The 18,199-nt window shown below is 52.9% G+C and carries 17 protein-coding genes and 1 other RNA gene; 16 read left to right on the top strand and 2 right to left on the bottom strand.

Annotation, left to right across the window (positions count from 1 at the left end; all coding sequences use genetic code 11):
• Positions 1-66 precede the first annotated feature (66 nt).
• The 4 genes from C2I18_RS04795 (at position 67) to rnpB (ending at position 3,225) form a co-directional block, all read left to right on the top strand.
• Complete coding sequence (locus C2I18_RS04795) at positions 67-891, top strand: hypothetical protein (protein ID WP_249900142.1); 825 nt, start codon at positions 67-69, stop codon at positions 889-891.
• A complete protein-coding gene (locus C2I18_RS04790) occupies positions 888-1,664 on the top strand; it encodes a tRNA (adenine(22)-N(1))-methyltransferase (protein ID WP_249900141.1) in 777 nt (258 codons plus the stop codon). Before C2I18_RS04795 ends, C2I18_RS04790 begins: the two co-directional genes overlap by 4 nt.
• Positions 1,640-2,755 carry a Nif3-like dinuclear metal center hexameric protein gene (locus tag C2I18_RS04785; protein WP_249900140.1) on the top strand — a complete coding sequence of 372 codons (1,116 nt, stop codon included), beginning with the start codon at positions 1,640-1,642 and terminating at the stop codon, positions 2,753-2,755. Before C2I18_RS04790 ends, C2I18_RS04785 begins: the two co-directional genes overlap by 25 nt.
• Before the next feature lie 61 nt (positions 2,756-2,816).
• Positions 2,817-3,225, top strand: an RNA gene (rnpB, locus tag C2I18_RS04780) — RNase P RNA component class A.
• Between the two features lie 106 nt (positions 3,226-3,331).
• Here rnpB and C2I18_RS04775 read toward each other — a convergent pair.
• Positions 3,332-4,564, bottom strand: a complete 1,233-nt coding sequence (locus C2I18_RS04775) for an aminotransferase-like domain-containing protein (RefSeq protein ID WP_249900139.1) — start codon at positions 4,562-4,564, stop codon at positions 3,332-3,334.
• A 101-nt stretch (positions 4,565-4,665) separates the two neighbouring features.
• Between C2I18_RS04775 and pdxR the strand changes: the two genes are divergently transcribed.
• Entirely contained in the window at positions 4,666-6,105 is a 1,440-nt protein-coding gene (gene pdxR, locus C2I18_RS04770) for a MocR-like pyridoxine biosynthesis transcription factor PdxR (protein WP_249900138.1), read from the top strand.
• On the opposite strand, the gene C2I18_RS04765 is transcribed toward pdxR, so the two are convergent.
• Positions 6,099-8,000: a S8 family peptidase gene (locus C2I18_RS04765; RefSeq protein WP_249900137.1), complete on the bottom strand. Its 1,902-nt coding sequence runs from the start codon at positions 7,998-8,000 to the stop codon at positions 6,099-6,101. The genes pdxR and C2I18_RS04765 overlap by 7 nt on opposite strands.
• 279 nt (positions 8,001-8,279) lie before the next feature.
• On the opposite strand from C2I18_RS04765, the gene C2I18_RS04760 reads away from it, so the two are divergent.
• The 11 genes from C2I18_RS04760 (at position 8,280) to C2I18_RS04710 (ending at position 18,151) form a co-directional block, all read left to right on the top strand.
• Positions 8,280-8,777, top strand: a complete 498-nt coding sequence (locus tag C2I18_RS04760) for a YpuI family protein (RefSeq protein WP_249900136.1) — start codon at positions 8,280-8,282, stop codon at positions 8,775-8,777.
• Between the two features lie 170 nt (positions 8,778-8,947).
• The gene (locus C2I18_RS04755; protein ID WP_249900135.1) at positions 8,948-9,172 is read left to right on the top strand and encodes a DUF1540 domain-containing protein; all 225 of its coding nucleotides are present in this window, start codon (positions 8,948-8,950) and stop codon (positions 9,170-9,172) included.
• A gap of 11 nt (positions 9,173-9,183) precedes the next feature.
• The gene (locus C2I18_RS04750; protein WP_249900134.1) at positions 9,184-9,582 is read left to right on the top strand and encodes a DUF5353 domain-containing protein; all 399 of its coding nucleotides are present in this window, start codon (positions 9,184-9,186) and stop codon (positions 9,580-9,582) included.
• A 202-nt stretch (positions 9,583-9,784) separates the two neighbouring features.
• The gene (locus C2I18_RS04745; RefSeq protein WP_249900133.1) at positions 9,785-10,492 is read left to right on the top strand and encodes a lytic transglycosylase domain-containing protein; all 708 of its coding nucleotides are present in this window, start codon (positions 9,785-9,787) and stop codon (positions 10,490-10,492) included.
• A gap of 111 nt (positions 10,493-10,603) precedes the next feature.
• Complete coding sequence (locus C2I18_RS04740; RefSeq protein WP_249900132.1) at positions 10,604-11,755, top strand: cysteine desulfurase family protein; 1,152 nt, start codon at positions 10,604-10,606, stop codon at positions 11,753-11,755.
• Between the two features lie 3 nt (positions 11,756-11,758).
• Positions 11,759-13,045 (top strand): tRNA uracil 4-sulfurtransferase ThiI, encoded by a 1,287-nt coding sequence (gene thiI, locus C2I18_RS04735; RefSeq protein ID WP_481857873.1) that lies wholly within the window; start codon positions 11,759-11,761, stop codon positions 13,043-13,045.
• A 117-nt stretch (positions 13,046-13,162) separates the two neighbouring features.
• On the top strand, positions 13,163-13,822 hold the full coding sequence (locus C2I18_RS04730) for a TerC family protein (protein WP_249900131.1): 660 nt from the start codon (positions 13,163-13,165) through the stop codon (positions 13,820-13,822).
• A gap of 191 nt (positions 13,823-14,013) precedes the next feature.
• Complete coding sequence (locus C2I18_RS04725) at positions 14,014-14,508, top strand: hypothetical protein (protein ID WP_342760332.1); 495 nt, start codon at positions 14,014-14,016, stop codon at positions 14,506-14,508.
• A gap of 206 nt (positions 14,509-14,714) precedes the next feature.
• Positions 14,715-16,559: a translational GTPase TypA gene (gene typA / locus C2I18_RS04720; protein ID WP_249900129.1), complete on the top strand. Its 1,845-nt coding sequence runs from the start codon at positions 14,715-14,717 to the stop codon at positions 16,557-16,559.
• 147 nt (positions 16,560-16,706) lie between these two features.
• Positions 16,707-17,003, top strand: a complete 297-nt coding sequence (locus tag C2I18_RS04715) for a YlaH-like family protein (protein ID WP_249900128.1) — start codon at positions 16,707-16,709, stop codon at positions 17,001-17,003.
• 83 nt (positions 17,004-17,086) lie between these two features.
• On the top strand, positions 17,087-18,151 hold the full coding sequence (locus C2I18_RS04710; protein WP_249900127.1) for an LCP family protein: 1,065 nt from the start codon (positions 17,087-17,089) through the stop codon (positions 18,149-18,151).
• Positions 18,152-18,199 lie beyond the last annotated feature (48 nt).

Raw genomic sequence — 18,199 nt, 5'->3', positions numbered from 1 at the left:
CACAGTGGCAGGAGGTCCTTTTGGCTTAAATATACCCAAAGACATGGTGTGAAAAGAGGGAAGCCGTTGAATTTGGAAAAGCGTGAAACTATATTAAGAGAAATTAATTACTGGAGAAGGAGCAAGCTGCTTCCTGAACAGTATTGTGATTTCCTGACGAATCTTTACAACGATGAGACGGAAATCAAGGACAGCAATCCGGTATCACTGCAAAATCTTCAGCAGGGAAACATCAAAGTGTGGCTGTTTGGTTTTGGGATAATTTCCTTGATTTTCTTGATTAGTCTTTATTTTAGCGTTTTTCCCTGGCCTTTGCAACTTGCCACAGCCTTGTGTGTTCTCATTGTATGCTATGGATACTCGGCCATTTTCCGGGACCGCAACAACATGATCAGCCTGATTCTGGCCGGAGCAGGGAGCCTGCTGACGATGGTTTTCGGGTTATGGCTGATTGCCCTACATAATCTGGATCCGGATTTCTGGAGGCCGCTGCTGATAGCCGGCTGCGGTTTGCTATGGTGCGTTCTCGGGTTTACACTGCGTATAGGACTGCTGCACTATTGCGGGTTTGCTTTTTTTGCACTGCTCTATGCCGGAGTATCCGGCCGGATGCGCCCTGACGCGTCCATGCTGGAGATTGAACTGCTATGGCTGCCGCTGTGCGGACTGATGATCTGGCTCAGCTGGCTGCTGTATCACCGGGTGAACGGGGTGTCAGGCGTTTATCTGGGGGTTGGCGTCTCCTTGTGGCTGATGCCTGAGGTAGATGCCCTGTGGCTCAGAACAGGTTTCCCGGAATGGGTATCCGTATTATTAATAGTTAAGGTGGCGGCAGGCCTGGCCCTGCTGTTTATCTTCCGAAAAAATTGGATAGCGTGGGTGACTTCATGAACAACGTAAAATTATCTGACCGGCTTCAGCTTGTGCTGGAGCAGGTCCCGGCAGGCAGCAGACTGGCCGATATCGGCTCAGATCATGCGCTGCTTCCTGTAGCTGCCCTGGAGAGCGGAACAGCTGTCTCTGCCATTGCAGGAGAAGTAAATCCCGGCCCTTTCGATGCTGCCTGCAAAGGGGTGGCAGAAGCCGGCCTTGGCCACAAAATCGCCGTGCGGCGGGGAGACGGCCTTGAAGTGCTGCAGCCCGGGGAAGCGGACTGTATCTCCATTGCGGGGATGGGCGGCTCGCTGATTGCCGCTATTCTTGACCGTGGCCAAAGCGGCGGGAAGCTCGAAGGCGTCAAGACGCTGGCGCTGCAGCCGAATGTAGGCGAGGATATTCTGCGCCGCTGGCTGCTGGGTAACGGCTGGGTGCTGACTGCGGAGCATATTCTGGAGGAAGACGGCAAGATCTATGAAATACTGACCGCAGTTCCTGAAGATCCCGCTGCCGGTCTAACCAATGAGCAGCTGTACGCGGAACAAACCCTGGGCAGCGGTCTGGTGTGCGGCAGGGATTTGCTGCTGCAGATGGGCCCTTTGCTGCTGCAGAAGCCGAACGGGGCTTTCCTGTCCAAATGGCAGGGGGAAATTGCGAAGCTGGAAGGGATTTTAACATCGCTCTCCCGGTCGGAGCTGGAATCGGCAGAAGAGAAGCGGAACAAGATCAAAGCACAGATTACAACGATTTCGGAGGTGCTGTCATGTTTGCCAAAGGACAAACTGTAATTCAGTATATGGAGCAGCTTGCCCCCAAGCATCTGGCGGAGGAATGGGACAACATCGGTCTCCAGCTGGGCAGTCTGCAGAAGGAAATCAGCGGTGTGCTGGTGGCGCTGGACGTTAACGACGCTGTCGTGGATGAGGCTATTGCCCGGGGCTGTAACCTGATCATTGCCCATCACGCCATTATTTTCCGGCCGATCAAGGGTATCCAGACCGACACTCCGGCAGGCAAGCTTTATGAGAAGCTGATCAAAAATGATGTCGCCGTCTATATCAGCCACACCAATCTTGATGTGGCTGAAGGCGGGATGAATGACTGGATGGCTGAAGCTCTGGGAATCGAAAACGGGGCTCCGATCAAAGATATCCATTCCGACCAGCTCTCCAAGCTGGTTGTCTTCGTGCCTAAGGATCATCATCAGAAGGTGCTTGATGCTGTTCTGAACGCGGGAGCGGGCTGGATCGGCAATTACAGCCACTGCAGCTTCAATATTGAAGGCTACGGCACCTTTATTCCGCGCGAAGGCTCGGATCCTTTTATCGGGGAGGCGGGACAGATGGAACGGGCTGAAGAGGTCCGTATTGAGACCATTGTTCCTTTGTCCATCCGCAACAAGGTAGTACAGGCGATGCTGAAGGCCCATCCGTATGAAGAAGTGGCCTATGATCTGTACTCTATGGACCTCAAGGGACGCAGCCTGGGCCTGGGCAGAGTCGGCAAACTTAAAGAGCCTACGACGCTCCGTGAATTTGTTGAGACGGTTAAAAGCGGACTGCAGGTGGAGCATGTCCGTGTCGTCGGGGAACTGGACCGTCCGATCCGCAAAGCGGCGGTGATGGGCGGTTCAGGAGCGAAATATTATAACAGTGCGATCTTCAAGGGGGCGGATGTGCTGGTGACCGGGGATATTGATTACCATACGGCACAGGATGCTTACCTGGCCGGAATTACCCTGATTGATCCGGGACATAATGCCGAGAAGATTATGAAAGACAAGGTGGCGCAATGGCTTGAGGACAAGCTTAAGGAGCATAAATACGGCACAGCTGTCCATGCCTCGCAGATTGATACCGAGCCTTTCAAATTCCTGTAATTCCACGGATTAGCACTTGTGCAGGAACAGCCAAGTCTGTATAATATACAATGTTGTACGGAAAGTTTGACAGACAATCGCCGGCGGCTCAGGCCGCGGGAGGAAAGTCCGGGCTCCATAAGGCAGGGTGCTGGATAACGTCCAGTCGGCGCGAGCCGAAGGATAGTGCCACAGAAATGGACCGCCGATGGCCGCTTTCGGGCGGCACAGGCAAGGATGGAACCGAGGTGTAAGAGACCCCGAGGAACGCTGGTGACTTCGTTCCTGGTAAACCCCATCTGGAGCAAGACCTAATGAGACACAGTGCTTCCTTTACGGAAGTACAGCCTTCGCCTGAGGCGTGTCTAGGTTGGTCGCTGGAGCCGTGCAGTAATGTACGGCCTAGATAGATGATTGTCGCTTATGGTGGGAGGGTAGTTCCCGTTTGAACCACGACGAGCACAGAACCCGGCTTACGGCAAACTTTCCTAACTGACAACCCATTATACAGCATTTATACGAAGCCTATAGACAACAAAACAGCGGCCTTCCTCAGGAAGGCCGCTTTTCTGTACTTATATTTCGAAGATAATCAGATTAATTAAGTGTGCGTGCAAGCGATGCCTCCAGGTGAGCGTTATAGGCGATCAGCGCTTTTTCCAGGCGCTCCACCGCCTGCGGAAGCAGCTCAGGCGGCGTATGCGTGAAGTTAAGCCGCATGGTGTTCTTCATGGGCTGCGAGGAATAGAACACTTCCCCCGGTACAAACGCCACTCCCTGCTCTACAGCGAACGGCAGCAGGTCAGTGGTGTTGATCCCTCCGGACAGTGTCAGCCACAGGAACATTCCGCCCCTCGGCTCCTGAAAATGAGCTCCCATGAGGCCGCGCGAGGTAATCTCTGCAGACAGCAGCTTCATACGTGAATAATACTCCCTGGAGATCAGGCGGATGTGCGATTCAATATCAAAGGACATCAGCAGCTCATGGAGCGCACGCTGGTCAATGGCGCTGGAATGCAGATCGGCGGCCTGTTTGGCCTTGGCAATCATGCCGATCAGTCCGGCCGGTCCCACGATCCAGCCGGTGCGCAGCGCAGGGGCAACAATCTTGGAGAAGGTCCCGGTGTATACGACACAGGATTCACCGCCTGAGCTTCTGTCAATGGCGGCCATAGGGGGCGGATAGGCGCCAGGGGTTTCATCGAACCTGATCTCGCCGTAAGGATTGTCTTCCAGAATCAGCACATTGTACCGGCGGCATAATTCAACAGTTTGTTCCCTCCGTTCCCTGCTCCAGCTTGCTCCTGAAGGATTATTGAAGGTTGGAACGGTGTACAGCAGCTTGGGACGGTGAGTACGGAGCTGCTCTTCCAGATGCTCGGGAAGCATTCCGTCTTCGTCACTGTCCACTCTGTGTATATCAGCGCGGTAGGAACCGAGCACCTGCAGGGCAGCCAGATAAGTAGGTGCTTCAACGAGCACGGCATCACCCGGGTCAAGCAGCACCTTGCACAGGAGGTCAATAGCCTGCTGCGAGCCTGTGGTGAGAATCATTTCAGCAGCCTGAACAGGGATCCCCTGATCTGTCAGCCTTCCGGCAACAGCCTCGCGCAGCGGCGTATAGCCTTCAGTGAGGCCGTACTGCAGGGCAGAGGCACTGCCGGCAAGTGCGCGGTTGTAGGCGTCGCGTACAGCCTCTACCGGAAACAGCTCTTCTCCCGGCAAACCGCCGGCCAGAGAGATAATCTCTTTGCCCTGCGTTATTTTAAGAATATCGCGGACGGCCGAAGATCCGAGGTGATCCGTCATCGCAGAGTAATTGATCTTCATAATATTTTGCTCCCCGTGAATGAGATTGAATTTTGTTGTATCATAACGGCATAGCGGTATAACAGTAAAGCGGTAAATATAACAGTTGGAGGCGGAGCCGGATGCATATTGATTTAGTCCGCAGCGGCAGTAAACCTCTGCCGCAGCAGATCAGCGAGACGCTGGCCCAGCGGATCACCTCAGGACTGCTGCAGCCGGGGATACGGCTGCCGTCTGTAAGAAAGCTGGCATCTTCACTTAAAGTGAGCCAGGTGACCGTGAGCAAGGCCTATGATGAGCTGGAGAGCCGCGGACATATAATCTGCAGCCAGGGAAAAGGCTGCTTTGTGGCTGACAAGAAGAGAAGGTCTGCCGACCCCGGTTCAACATGGCAGAAAGGCTATGACGATTATTTGCCGCGGGCCCAGCTGTGGCGTAATTTTGACTACTCCCGGGTGGAATACCCGTTTCATCTGGCTGCCATTCACGGCGAGCTTCTCCCCTTGAAGGATATTGGGGATACGATGTCGCTGCTGGTGACCGGGCAGCCGGAGCTGATGGCTTCTTACGGTAATTTTCAAGGGGATATTGAGCTGCGGGAAGTAATGCAGAGGCATCTGCAGGCCCGAGGGATTACTGTCCATGCATCGGAATTAATGATTACCAGCGGGGCCCAGCAGGGAATTGACCTCGTGGCCCGGACCTTTATCGGACCCGGGGATACAGTTTACCTTGAGGCGCCCAGTTATACAGGAGCAATCGACGTTTTTGCCGGACGGGGAGCGGATATGATTTTTGTACCTACGGATCATGAAGGGATGAGAGTGGATGTGCTTACAAGGCTCTGTGACCGGAGGCCGCCGAAGCTGATCTATACTGTGCCGACCTTCCAGAATCCGAGCGGGGTGACGATGAGCATGGCAAGAAGACAGCGGCTGCTGGAGCTTGCCCGCAGCTACCGCTGTCTCATTGTGGAGGATGATCCGTTCAGTGATTTATACTTTCTTAAGCCTCCGCCGCCCCCGGTCAAATCGCTGGATGAAGACGGACATGTTGTATATATGAAAAGCTTCAGCAAAGTCATCGCGCCGGGCTGCCGGATTGCCTGTGTAGCTGCAGGAGGCGACATTCTCTCCAGGCTGATCGCCGCCAAATCAGCCAGCGATCTCGGGAGTCCCCTGCTGAACCAGCGGGCAGTGCTCCCCTTCATCGCCCGTCAGTATGATACGTACGTGGCCCGGCTGCGGACAGCCCTGCGTGTTCGCATGGAGAAGGCGGTAAGTCTGTTGAAGAAATATGCACCCCCGGGGATAACCTGGAACATCCCGGGGGGCGGCCTCAATCTGTGGCTGCAGCTTCCGCCTTCCCTCGACATCGGGCAGCTGCATGAGCTGGCTGAGCTGGAAGGGATTTCGTTCCTCCCCGGCGATGTCTGCTATGCGGGCAATACCCCCTCCAGGCATATCCGTCTATGCTATTCACAGATGACAGAGGACAATATGGAGCGCGGGCTGAAGCTGCTCCTTGGTTTGCTGGACCGCCATCTGAAGTCATGTCACTGAACCGGCTGCTTACCGTTCGTAAGGCTCTGCCGCAGCGATTTGAGCTGCTTGCCGACATGCTGCGGGTAGAGCTGCAGCGGAACCTGGCCGCCTGCGGCAGCCTGCAGGGTTTTATAAATATCTACCTGGCCCCAGCCGAAATATTTGTCATGTCCGGGATCACCCAGGTCCACAGTGCCGGACATCATTAGCTCCATCACTTCCTTGTTGGTCAGGGCAGGGTTAAGAGAGCGGACAAGACCCGCAAGCGCAGCAACATGAGGACTCGCCATGGACGTGCCGGATAATGCGGCATATTGGTTATCAGGGTAGGTGCTGGCAATGCTTTCTCCGGGGGCTGCCACATCGATATAATCCCCGTAGTTGGAGAAGGAGGCTCTCTCTCCGTTGGCATTCGTGGCAGCCACCGCAAGCACTTCCTCATAGGCGGCAGGGTACCCCGGACGTTCTGTATTGTCATTGCCTGATGCGGATACAATCACGACGTCGCGGTCATAAGCGTATTTAATGGCATCATGCAGGAACTGTGAATCGGCATAGTTGCCCAGGCTGAGATTGATGACTTTGGCCCCTTTATCGGCTGCCCATATAATACCTTCCGCTACGGAGTAGGTCGTCCCGGCGCCGGAATTATCGAGCGCTTTGACCGGCAGGATTTTGTTGTACCAGCTTATGCCGGCTACCCCTTCTTCGTTGTTGGTCAGCGCACCGATAATCCCGGCCACATGTGTGCCATGGCCAACGTCATCCTCCGGGGCTGAACCATTTGCAATCGCATTATATCCGTTCAGCAGCTGGCCCTGCAGATCGGGATGGCTTGCCTGCACACCGGTATCAATAACCGCAACGATTACTTCCTTGCTCCCTTTGGTCAGATTCCAGCCTGCTTCGGTCTCAATCGCGGGCAAATTCCACTGATAGGTGGAGAACAAAAGATCATTTGGGGTCAGTACATTGGCCGCCGGATTTTCGGCTGCGGTTTCATTGGTTAAATACATATAGTGAGGCTCCGTATATTGCGGATGCCATTTTCGGTCGAAGTAAGCTTTGAGCTGGCTGTAATTCATTTTCTCCGACCGGAAAATATAAGCGTATCCCAGTTTGCGCGGCTCCTTGCACCGGATATCCGCTGTTATTGTCCGGAGCTGTCCGGCAGTAGGATGGCCGTTCGGGAAACGGACAACGATTTCATTCTCGTAGAAATGGCTGGCGTTCTCGTTATCATGGCCTGTCTTGACAGTGAGATCCCGGAGTGTATCCGCATGGACGGATTCTACGCGGTATTTGCCTTCCTTCGGATAAGGAATCAGCCGCAGGTTCTTAAGCTGATGTTCAGCGACGCGGTCGAGGATTTGCTGGTTAATCAGGGCGATGAGACCTATACGGCCTTCCTGGTCGCGCTGGGCTGTGAAGTAATATTTTTTGCCCTTAACGACAAAAGAGGGAGACTCATAAGACTGGTGTCCCCGGAGAGCCGTTTTGGCGGATTTCAGATACCTCAGCAGCTGCCTGTTCTCCTGCTCGCTGCCCTCTGGCAGTGAGGACTGGAACGTGCTTGTCTTCTGCGTATGGAAATCAATCCACATCAGCATGGTGATATGCCCGTGTCCCTGCCGCAAGTCTTTGGCATATGCTGAAATATCCCCGGCGGACGCGCCATGCGTATCTGCAAGCATTGCTCGGAGATGTTTGCCCGCATCAATCCTGTTCAGACGGTCCGTAGCACTGACATCCTGAACCAGCGAGGTTTTCTTGATTGTTTTTTCCTGCGGGGGACCGGGAACAGCGGCCTGCTTCAGCCTCCCGTCCTCGTCCGGGCGCAAGGCAAAAGTCAGCAGGGCCACCGTGAATGCAGCGGTAATCAGACCCGCAGCCGTGATGTTTTTTCGCGACATATTCTCCGCTCCTTCATGGCATTGTAGTAAGTATAGGGTTGGAAGAGCAGAACGGTTTTATGCATCAATAGAAAAGGATACCGCCTTACAAGCTTTTATGTTAATATCAAAAAGTAAACGCCTCCTAAACCGTCAATTTGATAGTTCAGCAAGTGATAAGATGCTGGGAGATACGTTGAATTAACTTTATCTATGAATAGGCAATGTACAGTACGCAATCAGTAGGCAACACCTGTCATTAACGACTACAGCAAGGACTAATAAGGGGGAGCAACCGCCATGTCAGCAGCCAATGTGCAGAAATTGAGTGAGACGACGAGAGAAAAGCTTAAATTTGCAATCGAAAAAATGGAACTATTCCTTAACGGGCATGCTCTGCCGCAGCTGGTAACCGAGGAAGATGAGGAAACAGTGGCATTCTATCAAGGTTTCTTATCGGATCTCCGCCATCTGCTGGTGTTCTCGGAAATGTCTTATGAGAAGCTGGGAGTTGCCCTGCGCCGCGCTACATTCGATGAAGCCTTTGCGCATAAAGCGCTTTATAATGTATATCACTACGGAGTGAACAACTTCTTCTATCCGAAGAACGAAAGTTATTCCGAAGATGGACGTTATGCTTACACCGGGCAGGATGCCATCCGTTTCCGCAAAAAACCTGTCCGTCCTGTACGCGACATCATTATGGAAATTACGAAGGTGTATGAAGAACTGCGCGATGACCTCAATTATTACGAAAATGATTATTTGACAGAGAAGCGCATGCAAAACCAGGTTTAACATCATTTGTAATATTAAAGGACCGTATATGTCATGGATTCATGGCATATGCGGTCCCTTTTTGTCTTTTTGCCCGGTTAAAAAGGTGCCCAGCGGGGATCACTGGGAACAATTCTGCTCCCGCATAGAGATGAAACTCCGCGGACATAATGACAGTGAGGTGATCAAATATGACAACCGCAAAACCGCTGGTCAGATGCAGTGTAAGCAACTGTCATTATTGGGGTGAACAAAACCTGTGCCGTGCCGAGGAAATCGTCATTGAAATTGACAAGCATGTCGGCAGCAAATACCGGGAAGAATTCGCCGAAGAACTGACAGAGCACCATCAGCACCATGACCATGCAAGCACTTCATCCGCTACCTGCTGTCTGACCTTCAAGCCACAAACTTAGGGGGCAAGGAAATGGAGAAACACCAGGAATCGAAGCTGGACCGCTCCCAGCGCAAAAAAGTCACCCTACGTCCGCGGAGAGTAGACTACCCGCGCCGGGACCGTTCGCTAAACGAAGAATACGCTGCAGAGGTAAGTCCTGTTCCGGTCCGGGCCGGCAGAGCCGGATCCGGTGATGCAGAAACCGGGGACAGCAGCCAAGCCCGCAGCGGCAGTAAAGGATTAGGGTATACAGGTCTTGCACTCGGGATCGCATCTTTATTTATGTGGTCGATTATTTTGGGTCCCGCAGCGGCTGTACTGGGGTATTACGCTTATGCCAGAGGCCAGAAAACAACAGGGGCCTGGGCTATGGGGCTGGGGATTGTCTCTACGCTGAGCTATTTTATCATGATTCCTTTTGCCCGTTAACCAGCATGAAACCAAATTGACTGCATTTCAAACAGGCTTTAAGACCCATCTATCAGGGTCTTAGGTCTGTTTTTTTCATGCTGCATATAGCAATTGCCATGAATAAATTGTAAAATAAAGCCGTATTTTAAATTTAAAATAGAGAACCTGAACATCAGAGATTTATATATAAGACCATAACTTGAAAGAAGGAATGTGCAGCATGGAAATCAATCCTGCTTCGGTAAGCGGACAGGGACTGCGTTGGGTGAATCTGAAGAGCGGCAGCATCAAAACTGATCCGGTAAATGATACGCGCGAAGTGACCAAGCCAAACTCCGCTGAGTTTGCCGCGGTGCTTCAGGAAGCTGCGCTGCAATCTGCGGGCGGCAGCACCTCCGGAACGCCCGGCGCACTTGCGGGCAGCTCTTCTCTGGGCAATCTGCTCTGGCAGCAGATGGGCAGCGTCACGGAGTCTTACAGCGCCATTTCCGGGGAAATAACAGCAACCAAGCCTACAGATTATGAAGAGCTGATCCAGACGGCCAGCAGCAAATACGGTGTGCCTGCAGATTTAATCAAGGCTGTTATTGATACGGAATCTTCATTTAACCCGAATGTCGTATCCTCTGCCGGAGCGAAGGGACTGATGCAGCTGATGGATGGAACGGCAAACGGACTCGGGGTCTCCGATCCTTTTGATCCGGCCCAGAGCATTGACGGGGGGGTACGCTACCTGTCTTATCAGCTGAAGAGGTATGACGGGGAAGAGAAGATGGCACTTGCAGCCTACAACGCGGGACCGGGACGGGTGAACAAACTCGGAGTGAGCAGTGATGAGGAACTGATGGAGAAGCTTTCCCTGCTGCCCAAAGAGACCCAGGCCTATATTGCCAAAATTGAACGCGCCCGCGCCGAATACGCGGTATAATAAAAAGGATCAAACGGGTTATGCCCGGAGCTGCTGCAGGCGGCACCGGACCCGGTTGGTCCTTTTTCCGGCTGTAAGACTTTCATAAGAAGCAAAGGAGACCTCCGATATATGCTTTACTGGGATTATGCCGCTGCTGCCCCGCCTTATGACGAGGTGGTGCAGACGGTTGAACAAGTTATGAAGCTGCATTATGCCAATCCCTCCTCGCTGTACAGGAGCGGAACAGAGGCGGACAGGCTGGTCAGACGTTCGAGAGAAGTAACCGCAGCAGCGCTGGGTGTGCATCCGAAGGAGATCCTGTTTACCTCCGGGGCAACCGAGAGCAACAATCTGGCAGTAAAAGGTGCTGCTCTGCAGTATCAGGGCAGAGGCCGCCACATAGTAACTACGGAACTGGAGCACCCTTCGGTGTATGAGAGCTGCCTGCAGCTGCAGAAGCTGGGCTGGGAAGTGACCTTCGTCTCTCCGGAGCGCAGCGGGATTATAGATCCTGAGCGTATCGCCTCTGCCGTCCGTCAGGATACGGTGCTCGTTAGTGTGATGCATGTTAACAATGAAGTAGGAACCGTGCAGCCGCTCGGCGAGATCGGCCGGCAGGTCAAAGCCGCCAACCGCCGGACGCTGCTTCATGTGGATGGCGTGCAGGGCTACGGTAAGCTTGAGACCCGGATTAAGGAATGGCAGGCGGATCTGTACAGCCTGTCGCCGCACAAAATCCGCGGACCGCGCGGAGTGGGTATACTGTATGTAAGAGAGGGCGTTACGCTGTTTCCGCTGCTGTCAGGCGGTTCCCAGGAGGATGGAAGCCGTGCGGGTACAGAGAATGTTCCGGGAATTGTAGCTTCGGCCAAAGCAGTAAGGATGAGCGGCGAACAGCGCGAGGCTTTTAATGCCCGGGTTATTCCGCTTAGAGACAGACTGTTTGATTTTCTTGGCGGCATCCCTGAGTTTGTCGTGAACAGCAGGAAGGATGGGGCACCTCATATTGTACATTTTTCCTACCCTGGCATGAAGGGCGAGGTGATGGCCCGCAAGCTGGAGGAGCTGGGAATGGAAGTATCCACCCGCTCAGCCTGTTCATCGCGGCTGGCGGAGCCCAGCCGGATACTGCTGTCTATGGGCAAGGATGTCAGGGAGGCTTTAGGCGGCATCCGCATCAGCTTCGGGGACAGCCATTCAGAAGCGGATGTCGCTGAGCTGGAACAAGCGCTGCTAAAGGCAGTACAAGCATTAAAGATTGCTGAAGGAGGCGTGAAATAACGAATGGAAAATATACAATCCGGAGCTGCTGCGGGCAGTGGAAGAAGTATGGAATACGCTGATATGCTGCTCCTGCGTTTCGGGGAATTTACACTGAAGGGCAAAAACCGCGCCCGGTTTGAAAAAACGGTGCTGCGTCATGTCAAGGAGATGGTCAAGCCATATCCCAAGGCTGTGCTCAGCAAGGAGTTCGGGCGGATCTATGTAACGCTGAACGGCGAACCGGCTGCCGAGCTGGCTGAAGCCCTGAAGAATGTATTCGGCATTGCCTCTGTAAGTCCGGTCAGGGTCTCCCGGTCCGAACTGGAGGATATTTTGGCCGTCAGCCGCAGCTTCCTTACAATTATCGCTCCTGCACAGGGAACGACCTTTAAGGTCAATGTACGCCGGGTGTGGAAGGACTTTCCCCACGGCTCAATAGAGATGAACAAATTGATCTCCACTCCGCTGCTGCAGGGATATCCCGGCCTGATTGTCGATGTGAAATCGCCGCAGCTGGAGCTCAGAATCGAAATCCGCGAAGGCGGCACCTATATCTTCTGCGAGAGTATTGCCGGAGTCGGCGGCTTCCCGCTGGGAACGAACGGCAAGGCGATGCTGCTCCTCTCCGGGGGCATCGACAGCCCGGTAGCCGGCTGGTCATCTATGCGCCGGGGACTGGAAGTGGAGTGCGTCCATTTTTACAGCTTTCCGTACACCAGCGAGCTGGCCAGGCAGAAGGTTGTGGACCTGACCCGCGTACTGTCACGTTATGCAGGTGTAATCAAGCTGCACCTGGTGCCGTTTACAGAGGTGCAGACCTCTTTTACCGGCATCGGCCAGGATAATCTGATTATCACGCTCATGCGGCGGGCTATGCTGAAGATTACCACACGGCTGGCTGAACGGGAAGGCGCGCTTGCGCTCGTAACCGGTGAAAGCCTCGGGCAGGTTGCCAGCCAGACCCTCTCCAGCATGAATGTCATCGGGCGTGCAACACAGCTGCCTATGCTGCGTCCGCTGGTTATGATGGACAAAAGTGAAATTGTCGAAATTTCCAAGACGATCGGGACTTATGACTTGTCTATCCTGCCTTATGAGGATTGCTGCACATTGTTTGTGCCGAAATCACCGACGACTAACCCCAATCTCCGCATTGTGGACAAAATTGAAGCGACACTGCCGGGATATGCCGCATTGCTCGAGGCTGCATTGGCTGCAACGGAGACGGTAACGATCACGCCATACGGGGACGAAAAGCCGAAGGAGGTTGTTCAGGCCGGGGCCGGACTGCAGGAAGAATGGTTCTAGAGTAACCGCCCGCAAGCACAGAACAGCACGGCTGCGTAAAAAAAGCCCGTAAGGAAGCATAGCTTGCCCATTTTGGACATACATGTAAATACATGTAGTCCGGGGAGGTAAGCGATAATGGAATCCTTGTTGCTGCTTGGGAAAATACTGATGATCAACCTTGTGCTGAGCGGGGATAATGCTATGGTCATTGCCATGGCCAGCAAAAACCTGCCCGAAAAGCACCGCAAAACGGCAGTCTGGTGGGGAGCGGCCGGGGCGGTTGCACTGCGCTGCATCCTGACCTTTGCGGCTGTGCTTCTGCTGAAAATCCCCTACATTGAAGCCGGTGGAGGCATCCTGCTGCTGTGGATCGCCTTTAAGCTGCTGCTGGAGGAAGAGGAAGAGGTCAGGGTGGAGGAAGGCTCGACGGTATGGAAGTCGGTGCGGACGATCCTGCTGGCGGATTTTGTGATGAGCCTGGATAATGTGCTGGCCATTGCAGGGCTGGCCAAAGGAGATCTGGCGCTGATCATCATCGGGATCGCCCTGAGTATTCCGATCGTCGTCTGGGGAAGCGGAATTATTGTGGGCCTGCTGCACCGTTTTCCGGTACTGGTATTCATCGGAGCATACATACTGGCCTACACGGCAGGAGAAATGCTGCTGCAGGATGCCAAGTTTGGAGCCGTGATCTCCTTCCTGCTGCCGTCAATCCATGCGCTGCTGCCGCTGCTGCTTGGAATTCTCGTGGTGCTCTCGGGGGCGGTCAAACGCCGCCTGGTATCCGCGGGATAGGAACAGGCAATACTGAAGGCTGTGGTCGGGGATGAACAAGCCCTGGCGCAGCCTTTTTAGCCTGCACTTCAGTCATTTATTTTTCATGCAGATTAATGGTGTTTTCGTCATTTTTCGGCTAAACTATAAGAAATATAGTGCTGAAACGTGAATTTTGAAGGGATGGATGAGATTTGTCTTCCAAAAATGACATGAAACTCGGTTTGTTCATCGCCATCGCCGGTATTATCATTTTGCTCGGAAACCTGGGAGTGTTCGGGTTTCTCGGACGCGTCCTGTGGCCTCTCCTGATTCTGATTCCCGGTCTGCTCCTGCATGTGCTCTTCTTCAGCCGCCGTGCTCCGGCAGCCGTGCTGATCCCGGCCGGTTTTTTAACGGTGAGCGGGCTGGTGCTGGGATTCTGCAATACATGGGGCTGGGGATTTATGGCCCATCTGTGGCCGCTCCTTCTGCTCGGCGTGGCTGCCGGGCTGTACGAATATTCCCTCTATTCGCGGGCGCGTACGGGGGGGCTGACGACTGCCGCTGTCATTTTGGGACTCCTTAGTCTGGTGCTGTTTATTTTTAGTCTGATGGGCACCGGGGCTCTTTATCTGCTTGGCGCGGTGCTGATTGCTGCCGGTATCTGGCTGATGGCCGGAAGGCGAAAAACCGGGAGCCGCAGGAAGTGGAACGGAGGCTGGTAAGCCGGTGCTGTACAATTAGCAAAATTAAACGGAGCTGGAAACCGTTTTTTCATAAAAAGACTTGCTTTTCATAGTGCTTTCACTATAATATTAATGAATGTTGGAGCGTCGGCTTTCTGCCAGGCGCTTCTTTTGTGAGATTGCCGTGACATGCTAAGAATTTAATCAATTTTAATTTGATAAATGAGAGGATTTGGATACAAATCATGCATTCAAGAAAAGATATCCGCAATATTGCGATCATTGCCCACGTTGACCATGGTAAAACAACACTCGTCGATCAGCTTCTGCAGCAGTCGGGTATTTTCAGCGCCCACGAAACCCTGCAGGAACGTGCCATGGACTCCAACGATCTGGAGCGGGAACGCGGAATCACCATCCTTGCCAAAAACACTGCCATTACCTATAAAGAGTTCCTGATCAACATCGTAGATACACCGGGCCATGCTGACTTCGGCGGCGAAGTGGAACGGATCATGAAGATGGTTGACGGCGTACTGCTCGTTGTTGATGCTTATGAAGGCTGCATGCCGCAGACGAAATTCGTTCTGCGCAAAGCGCTGGAGCAAAACCTGACCCCAATCGTTGTTGTGAACAAGATTGACCGTCCTTTTGCCCGTCCGAAGGAAGTTATCGATGAAGTGCTGGATCTGTTCATTGAGCTGGAAGCTAACGACGATCAGCTGGAATTCCCGGTTGTCTATGCTTCTGCGCTTAACGGTACATCAAGCCTTGATCCTGAAAAACAGGACGATAACATGCAGGCACTTTACGACACCATTACGGAGTATATTCCGCATCCGACTGAAAAAGTTGATGAGCCGCTGCAATTCCTGGTGACTCTGATGGATTACAACGAATATCTGGGACGTATTGCAGTTGGACGTGTTAACCGCGGCGTAATTAAGCAAGGCCAATCCGTAACAGTTATTATGCGCGACGGCAAGAGCAAAACAGCCCGCATCGAGAAGCTGTTCGGCTTCCAGGGCCTGAAGCGTGTTGAAACGGAAGAAGCCGGTGCAGGTGACATTGTAGCCATTGCCGGTATCAAAGACATTAACATCGGTGAAACAATTGCCGATCCGGCCAATCCGGAAGCACTCCCGGTGCTGAAGATTGATGAGCCTACCATGCAAATGACGTTCCTCGTGAACAACAGCCCGTTTGCCGGTAAAGAAGGAAAATGGGTGACTTCCCGTAAACTGCGTGAGCGCCTGTTCAAAGAGCTTGAAACTGATGTCAGCTTGCGTGTAGACGAAACTGACAGCCCTGACGCATTTGTCGTATCCGGCCGCGGTGAGCTTCACCTCGGTATCCTGATCGAGAACATGCGCCGTGAAGGTTATGAACTGCAGGTTTCCAAGCCTGAGGTTATCGTAAAAGAAATCGACGGTGCCAAAATGGAGCCGCTCGAGCGTCTGCTGATCGATGTTCCTGAAGAAAGCATGGGCGCAGTAATGGAAAGCCTGGGCACCCGCAAAGCGGAGATGGTCAACATGATTAACAACGGAACCGGCCAGGTGCGCCTGGAATTCCTGATTCCTGCCCGCGGCCTGATCGGTTACAACACCCACTTCCTGACACTGACACGCGGTTATGGTGTAATGAACCATGCCTTTGACAGCTACGCCCCACTGATTGGCGGTCAAGTCGGCGGACGTCACCAGGGTGTGCTTGTATCCAGTGAGACCGGAACCTCAACCTTCTACGGCATGATGGGTGTAGAAGACCGCGGTATCCTGTTCCTTGAGCCGGGTACAGACATTTATGAAGGCATGATCGTGGGCGAGCATACCCGCGATAACGATATCATCGTGAACATCTGTAAAGAAAAAGCACTGACCAACGTGCGTTCTGCAACCAAGGATGAAACGGTAAAAATGAAAACTCCACGGATGTTCTCGCTGGAAGGCGCTCTTGAGTACCTGAACGATGATGAATACTGTGAAATCACGCCTAAATCCGTTCGTCTGCGCAAGAAGATCCTGAACAAGGGTGAGCGCGAGCGTGCCGAGAAGCAGCGTAAGCAGGCTCAAGCAAGCCAAGCGTAAGTGGTGATACAAAGGCCGCAGGATGTGAAATCCGGCGGCCTTTTTCTTTTGCCAAGATCATTTAAATTGCATGGATTTATTGCGGCTTAAATCGGCCTTGAGTGCTATAATGTAAGCGATACTTATTCTCGGGAGGAGTGACGAGCTGTGCAAAGCTGGTTTGCTGAGCATCCTGTTGTCGCTTATATCGTCATATTTGTACTGCTTACTTATGTGTATAACCGGGTATTCCGCGTGAATCAGAAGCTGTCCGTCGGCAAAGAAATTTTACTTTATATCATGATGGCAGCCGGTTCGGGCATGCTCCTCATTTTTCAGCATGACAAGCTGCCGATTATCCAGTGCCTGCTGGTTGCAGTCGGGCTGATGCTGCTGGTGCGGGTCCGCTATTTTGTCGAAGCGAGACAGAAACGCAAAGCTGCGGCGGCGGCCAAACGGTCCTGAACGCAACTTTTCCGCCAGGGAGTCGTCTATTTATGTATGATTAAATCCAAATCTATGCGAAATGAAAAGGACTTTGTTACATTATGAGCAACAGCAAAGGAAGTTTACCTCCAAGAAGACCGGGCGCGCAGCAGAGCGGCAGAGTACAGCCAGCCAAGAGCACAGCGTCCGGCAAAGCAGCCAAGAAGAAGGCTAAAAAGCGGAGCCCCTTTGCCCGTATGGTCAGAACACTGCTGATGATTCTTCTGGTCGCAGTTATAGCCGTACTGGCCTATATGGGTTATCTGTATTATAAGTTTGAGCAGGGCGGATTCGGCGTTGACCAGCCTGTACAGGAAGAACAGCTGGCTTCAAGCAAACCGCTGACCATGCTGCTGCTCGGAACCGACAACCGGCCGGAGCACCCGTCCAATCTGACGGATGTGATTATGGTGGCATCGCTGAATCCGGTGACCAAATCTGCAACTGTTGTGTCGCTGCCGCGTGATACCTATGTGGAGCTCAGCGGGTACAAAAAAACGAAAATCAATGCCTTCTACTCCCGCTTCAAGGGTAAGGAGGACGAATCGGGAATTCTTGCCGAGGATGAAATGAAAACAATGATGAGCAAGTATCTGGACGTTAAGGTTGACTACGTAACCGTACTGGATTTTCAGGGCTTCCGGGATATCGTGGATGAGCTGGGCGGCGTGGACGTGAACATCAGCGCAGACATGTGTTATACCGACAGTGTGGACGGAACGGATATCAATCTGAAAAAGGGTCCCGCACAGCTGGACGGCGACGAAGCGCTGGACTATGTCCGTTACCGTAAATCCAACTGCAGCCCCAAAACAGAGGCTTCAGACGATTTTGACCGCAACAAGCGCCAGAATGAAGTGCTGAATTCACTGGTTGGGCAAATGCAATCCCTGGGCGGAGTGCTCAAAATCGGCAAAGTGCTTGACGCTGTTGACAACAATATGAAGACAGATATCGAAAGCGCACAGATTAAGAGTCTCATTGCCACCTACTGGGAGATTTCAAAAGAGAATGTAGAATTTGTCCCTGTAACCGGAACCTGGCGCAGTCCATATGTATATATTAATGATGAAGAGCTGGAGACGGCACGGAAAAGCCTGCAGAACCGGATTGCCGGTGTAAATTGAATGCAAGTTTAGGCATGTGCTATAATATAATTAATTGAATGCACTTTG

The sequence above is a fragment of the Paenibacillus sp. PK3_47 genome, from assembly GCF_023520895.1.
Taxonomy (GTDB): domain Bacteria; phylum Bacillota; class Bacilli; order Paenibacillales; family Paenibacillaceae; genus Paenibacillus_AQ.
The sequence above is the reverse complement of the archived record's forward strand: the minus strand, read 5'-3'. Positions and strand labels throughout refer to the sequence as shown.

What these genes read in the sequence shown, in the direction of transcription:
- C2I18_RS04790 (WP_249900141.1), top strand. Translation starts at nt 888, where the DNA reads ATGAACAACGTAAAATTATCTGACCGGCTTCAGCTTGTGCTGGAGCAG.
- C2I18_RS04785 (WP_249900140.1), top strand. Translation starts at nt 1,640, where the DNA reads ATGTTTGCCAAAGGACAAACTGTAATTCAGTATATGGAGCAGCTTGCC.
- C2I18_RS04775 (WP_249900139.1), bottom strand. Translation starts at nt 4,564, where the DNA reads ATGAAGATCAATTACTCTGCGATGACGGATCACCTCGGATCTTCGGCC.
- pdxR (WP_249900138.1), top strand. Translation starts at nt 4,666, where the DNA reads ATGCATATTGATTTAGTCCGCAGCGGCAGTAAACCTCTGCCGCAGCAG.
- C2I18_RS04765 (WP_249900137.1), bottom strand. Translation starts at nt 8,000, where the DNA reads ATGTCGCGAAAAAACATCACGGCTGCGGGTCTGATTACCGCTGCATTC.
- C2I18_RS04760 (WP_249900136.1), top strand. Translation starts at nt 8,280, where the DNA reads ATGTCAGCAGCCAATGTGCAGAAATTGAGTGAGACGACGAGAGAAAAG.
- C2I18_RS04755 (WP_249900135.1), top strand. Translation starts at nt 8,948, where the DNA reads ATGACAACCGCAAAACCGCTGGTCAGATGCAGTGTAAGCAACTGTCAT.
- C2I18_RS04750 (WP_249900134.1), top strand. Translation starts at nt 9,184, where the DNA reads ATGGAGAAACACCAGGAATCGAAGCTGGACCGCTCCCAGCGCAAAAAA.
- C2I18_RS04745 (WP_249900133.1), top strand. Translation starts at nt 9,785, where the DNA reads ATGGAAATCAATCCTGCTTCGGTAAGCGGACAGGGACTGCGTTGGGTG.
- C2I18_RS04740 (WP_249900132.1), top strand. Translation starts at nt 10,604, where the DNA reads ATGCTTTACTGGGATTATGCCGCTGCTGCCCCGCCTTATGACGAGGTG.
- thiI (WP_481857873.1), top strand. Translation starts at nt 11,759, where the DNA reads ATGGAAAATATACAATCCGGAGCTGCTGCGGGCAGTGGAAGAAGTATG.
- C2I18_RS04730 (WP_249900131.1), top strand. Translation starts at nt 13,163, where the DNA reads ATGGAATCCTTGTTGCTGCTTGGGAAAATACTGATGATCAACCTTGTG.
- C2I18_RS04725 (WP_342760332.1), top strand. Translation starts at nt 14,014, where the DNA reads ATGAAACTCGGTTTGTTCATCGCCATCGCCGGTATTATCATTTTGCTC.
- typA (WP_249900129.1), top strand. Translation starts at nt 14,715, where the DNA reads ATGCATTCAAGAAAAGATATCCGCAATATTGCGATCATTGCCCACGTT.
- C2I18_RS04710 (WP_249900127.1), top strand. Translation starts at nt 17,087, where the DNA reads ATGAGCAACAGCAAAGGAAGTTTACCTCCAAGAAGACCGGGCGCGCAG.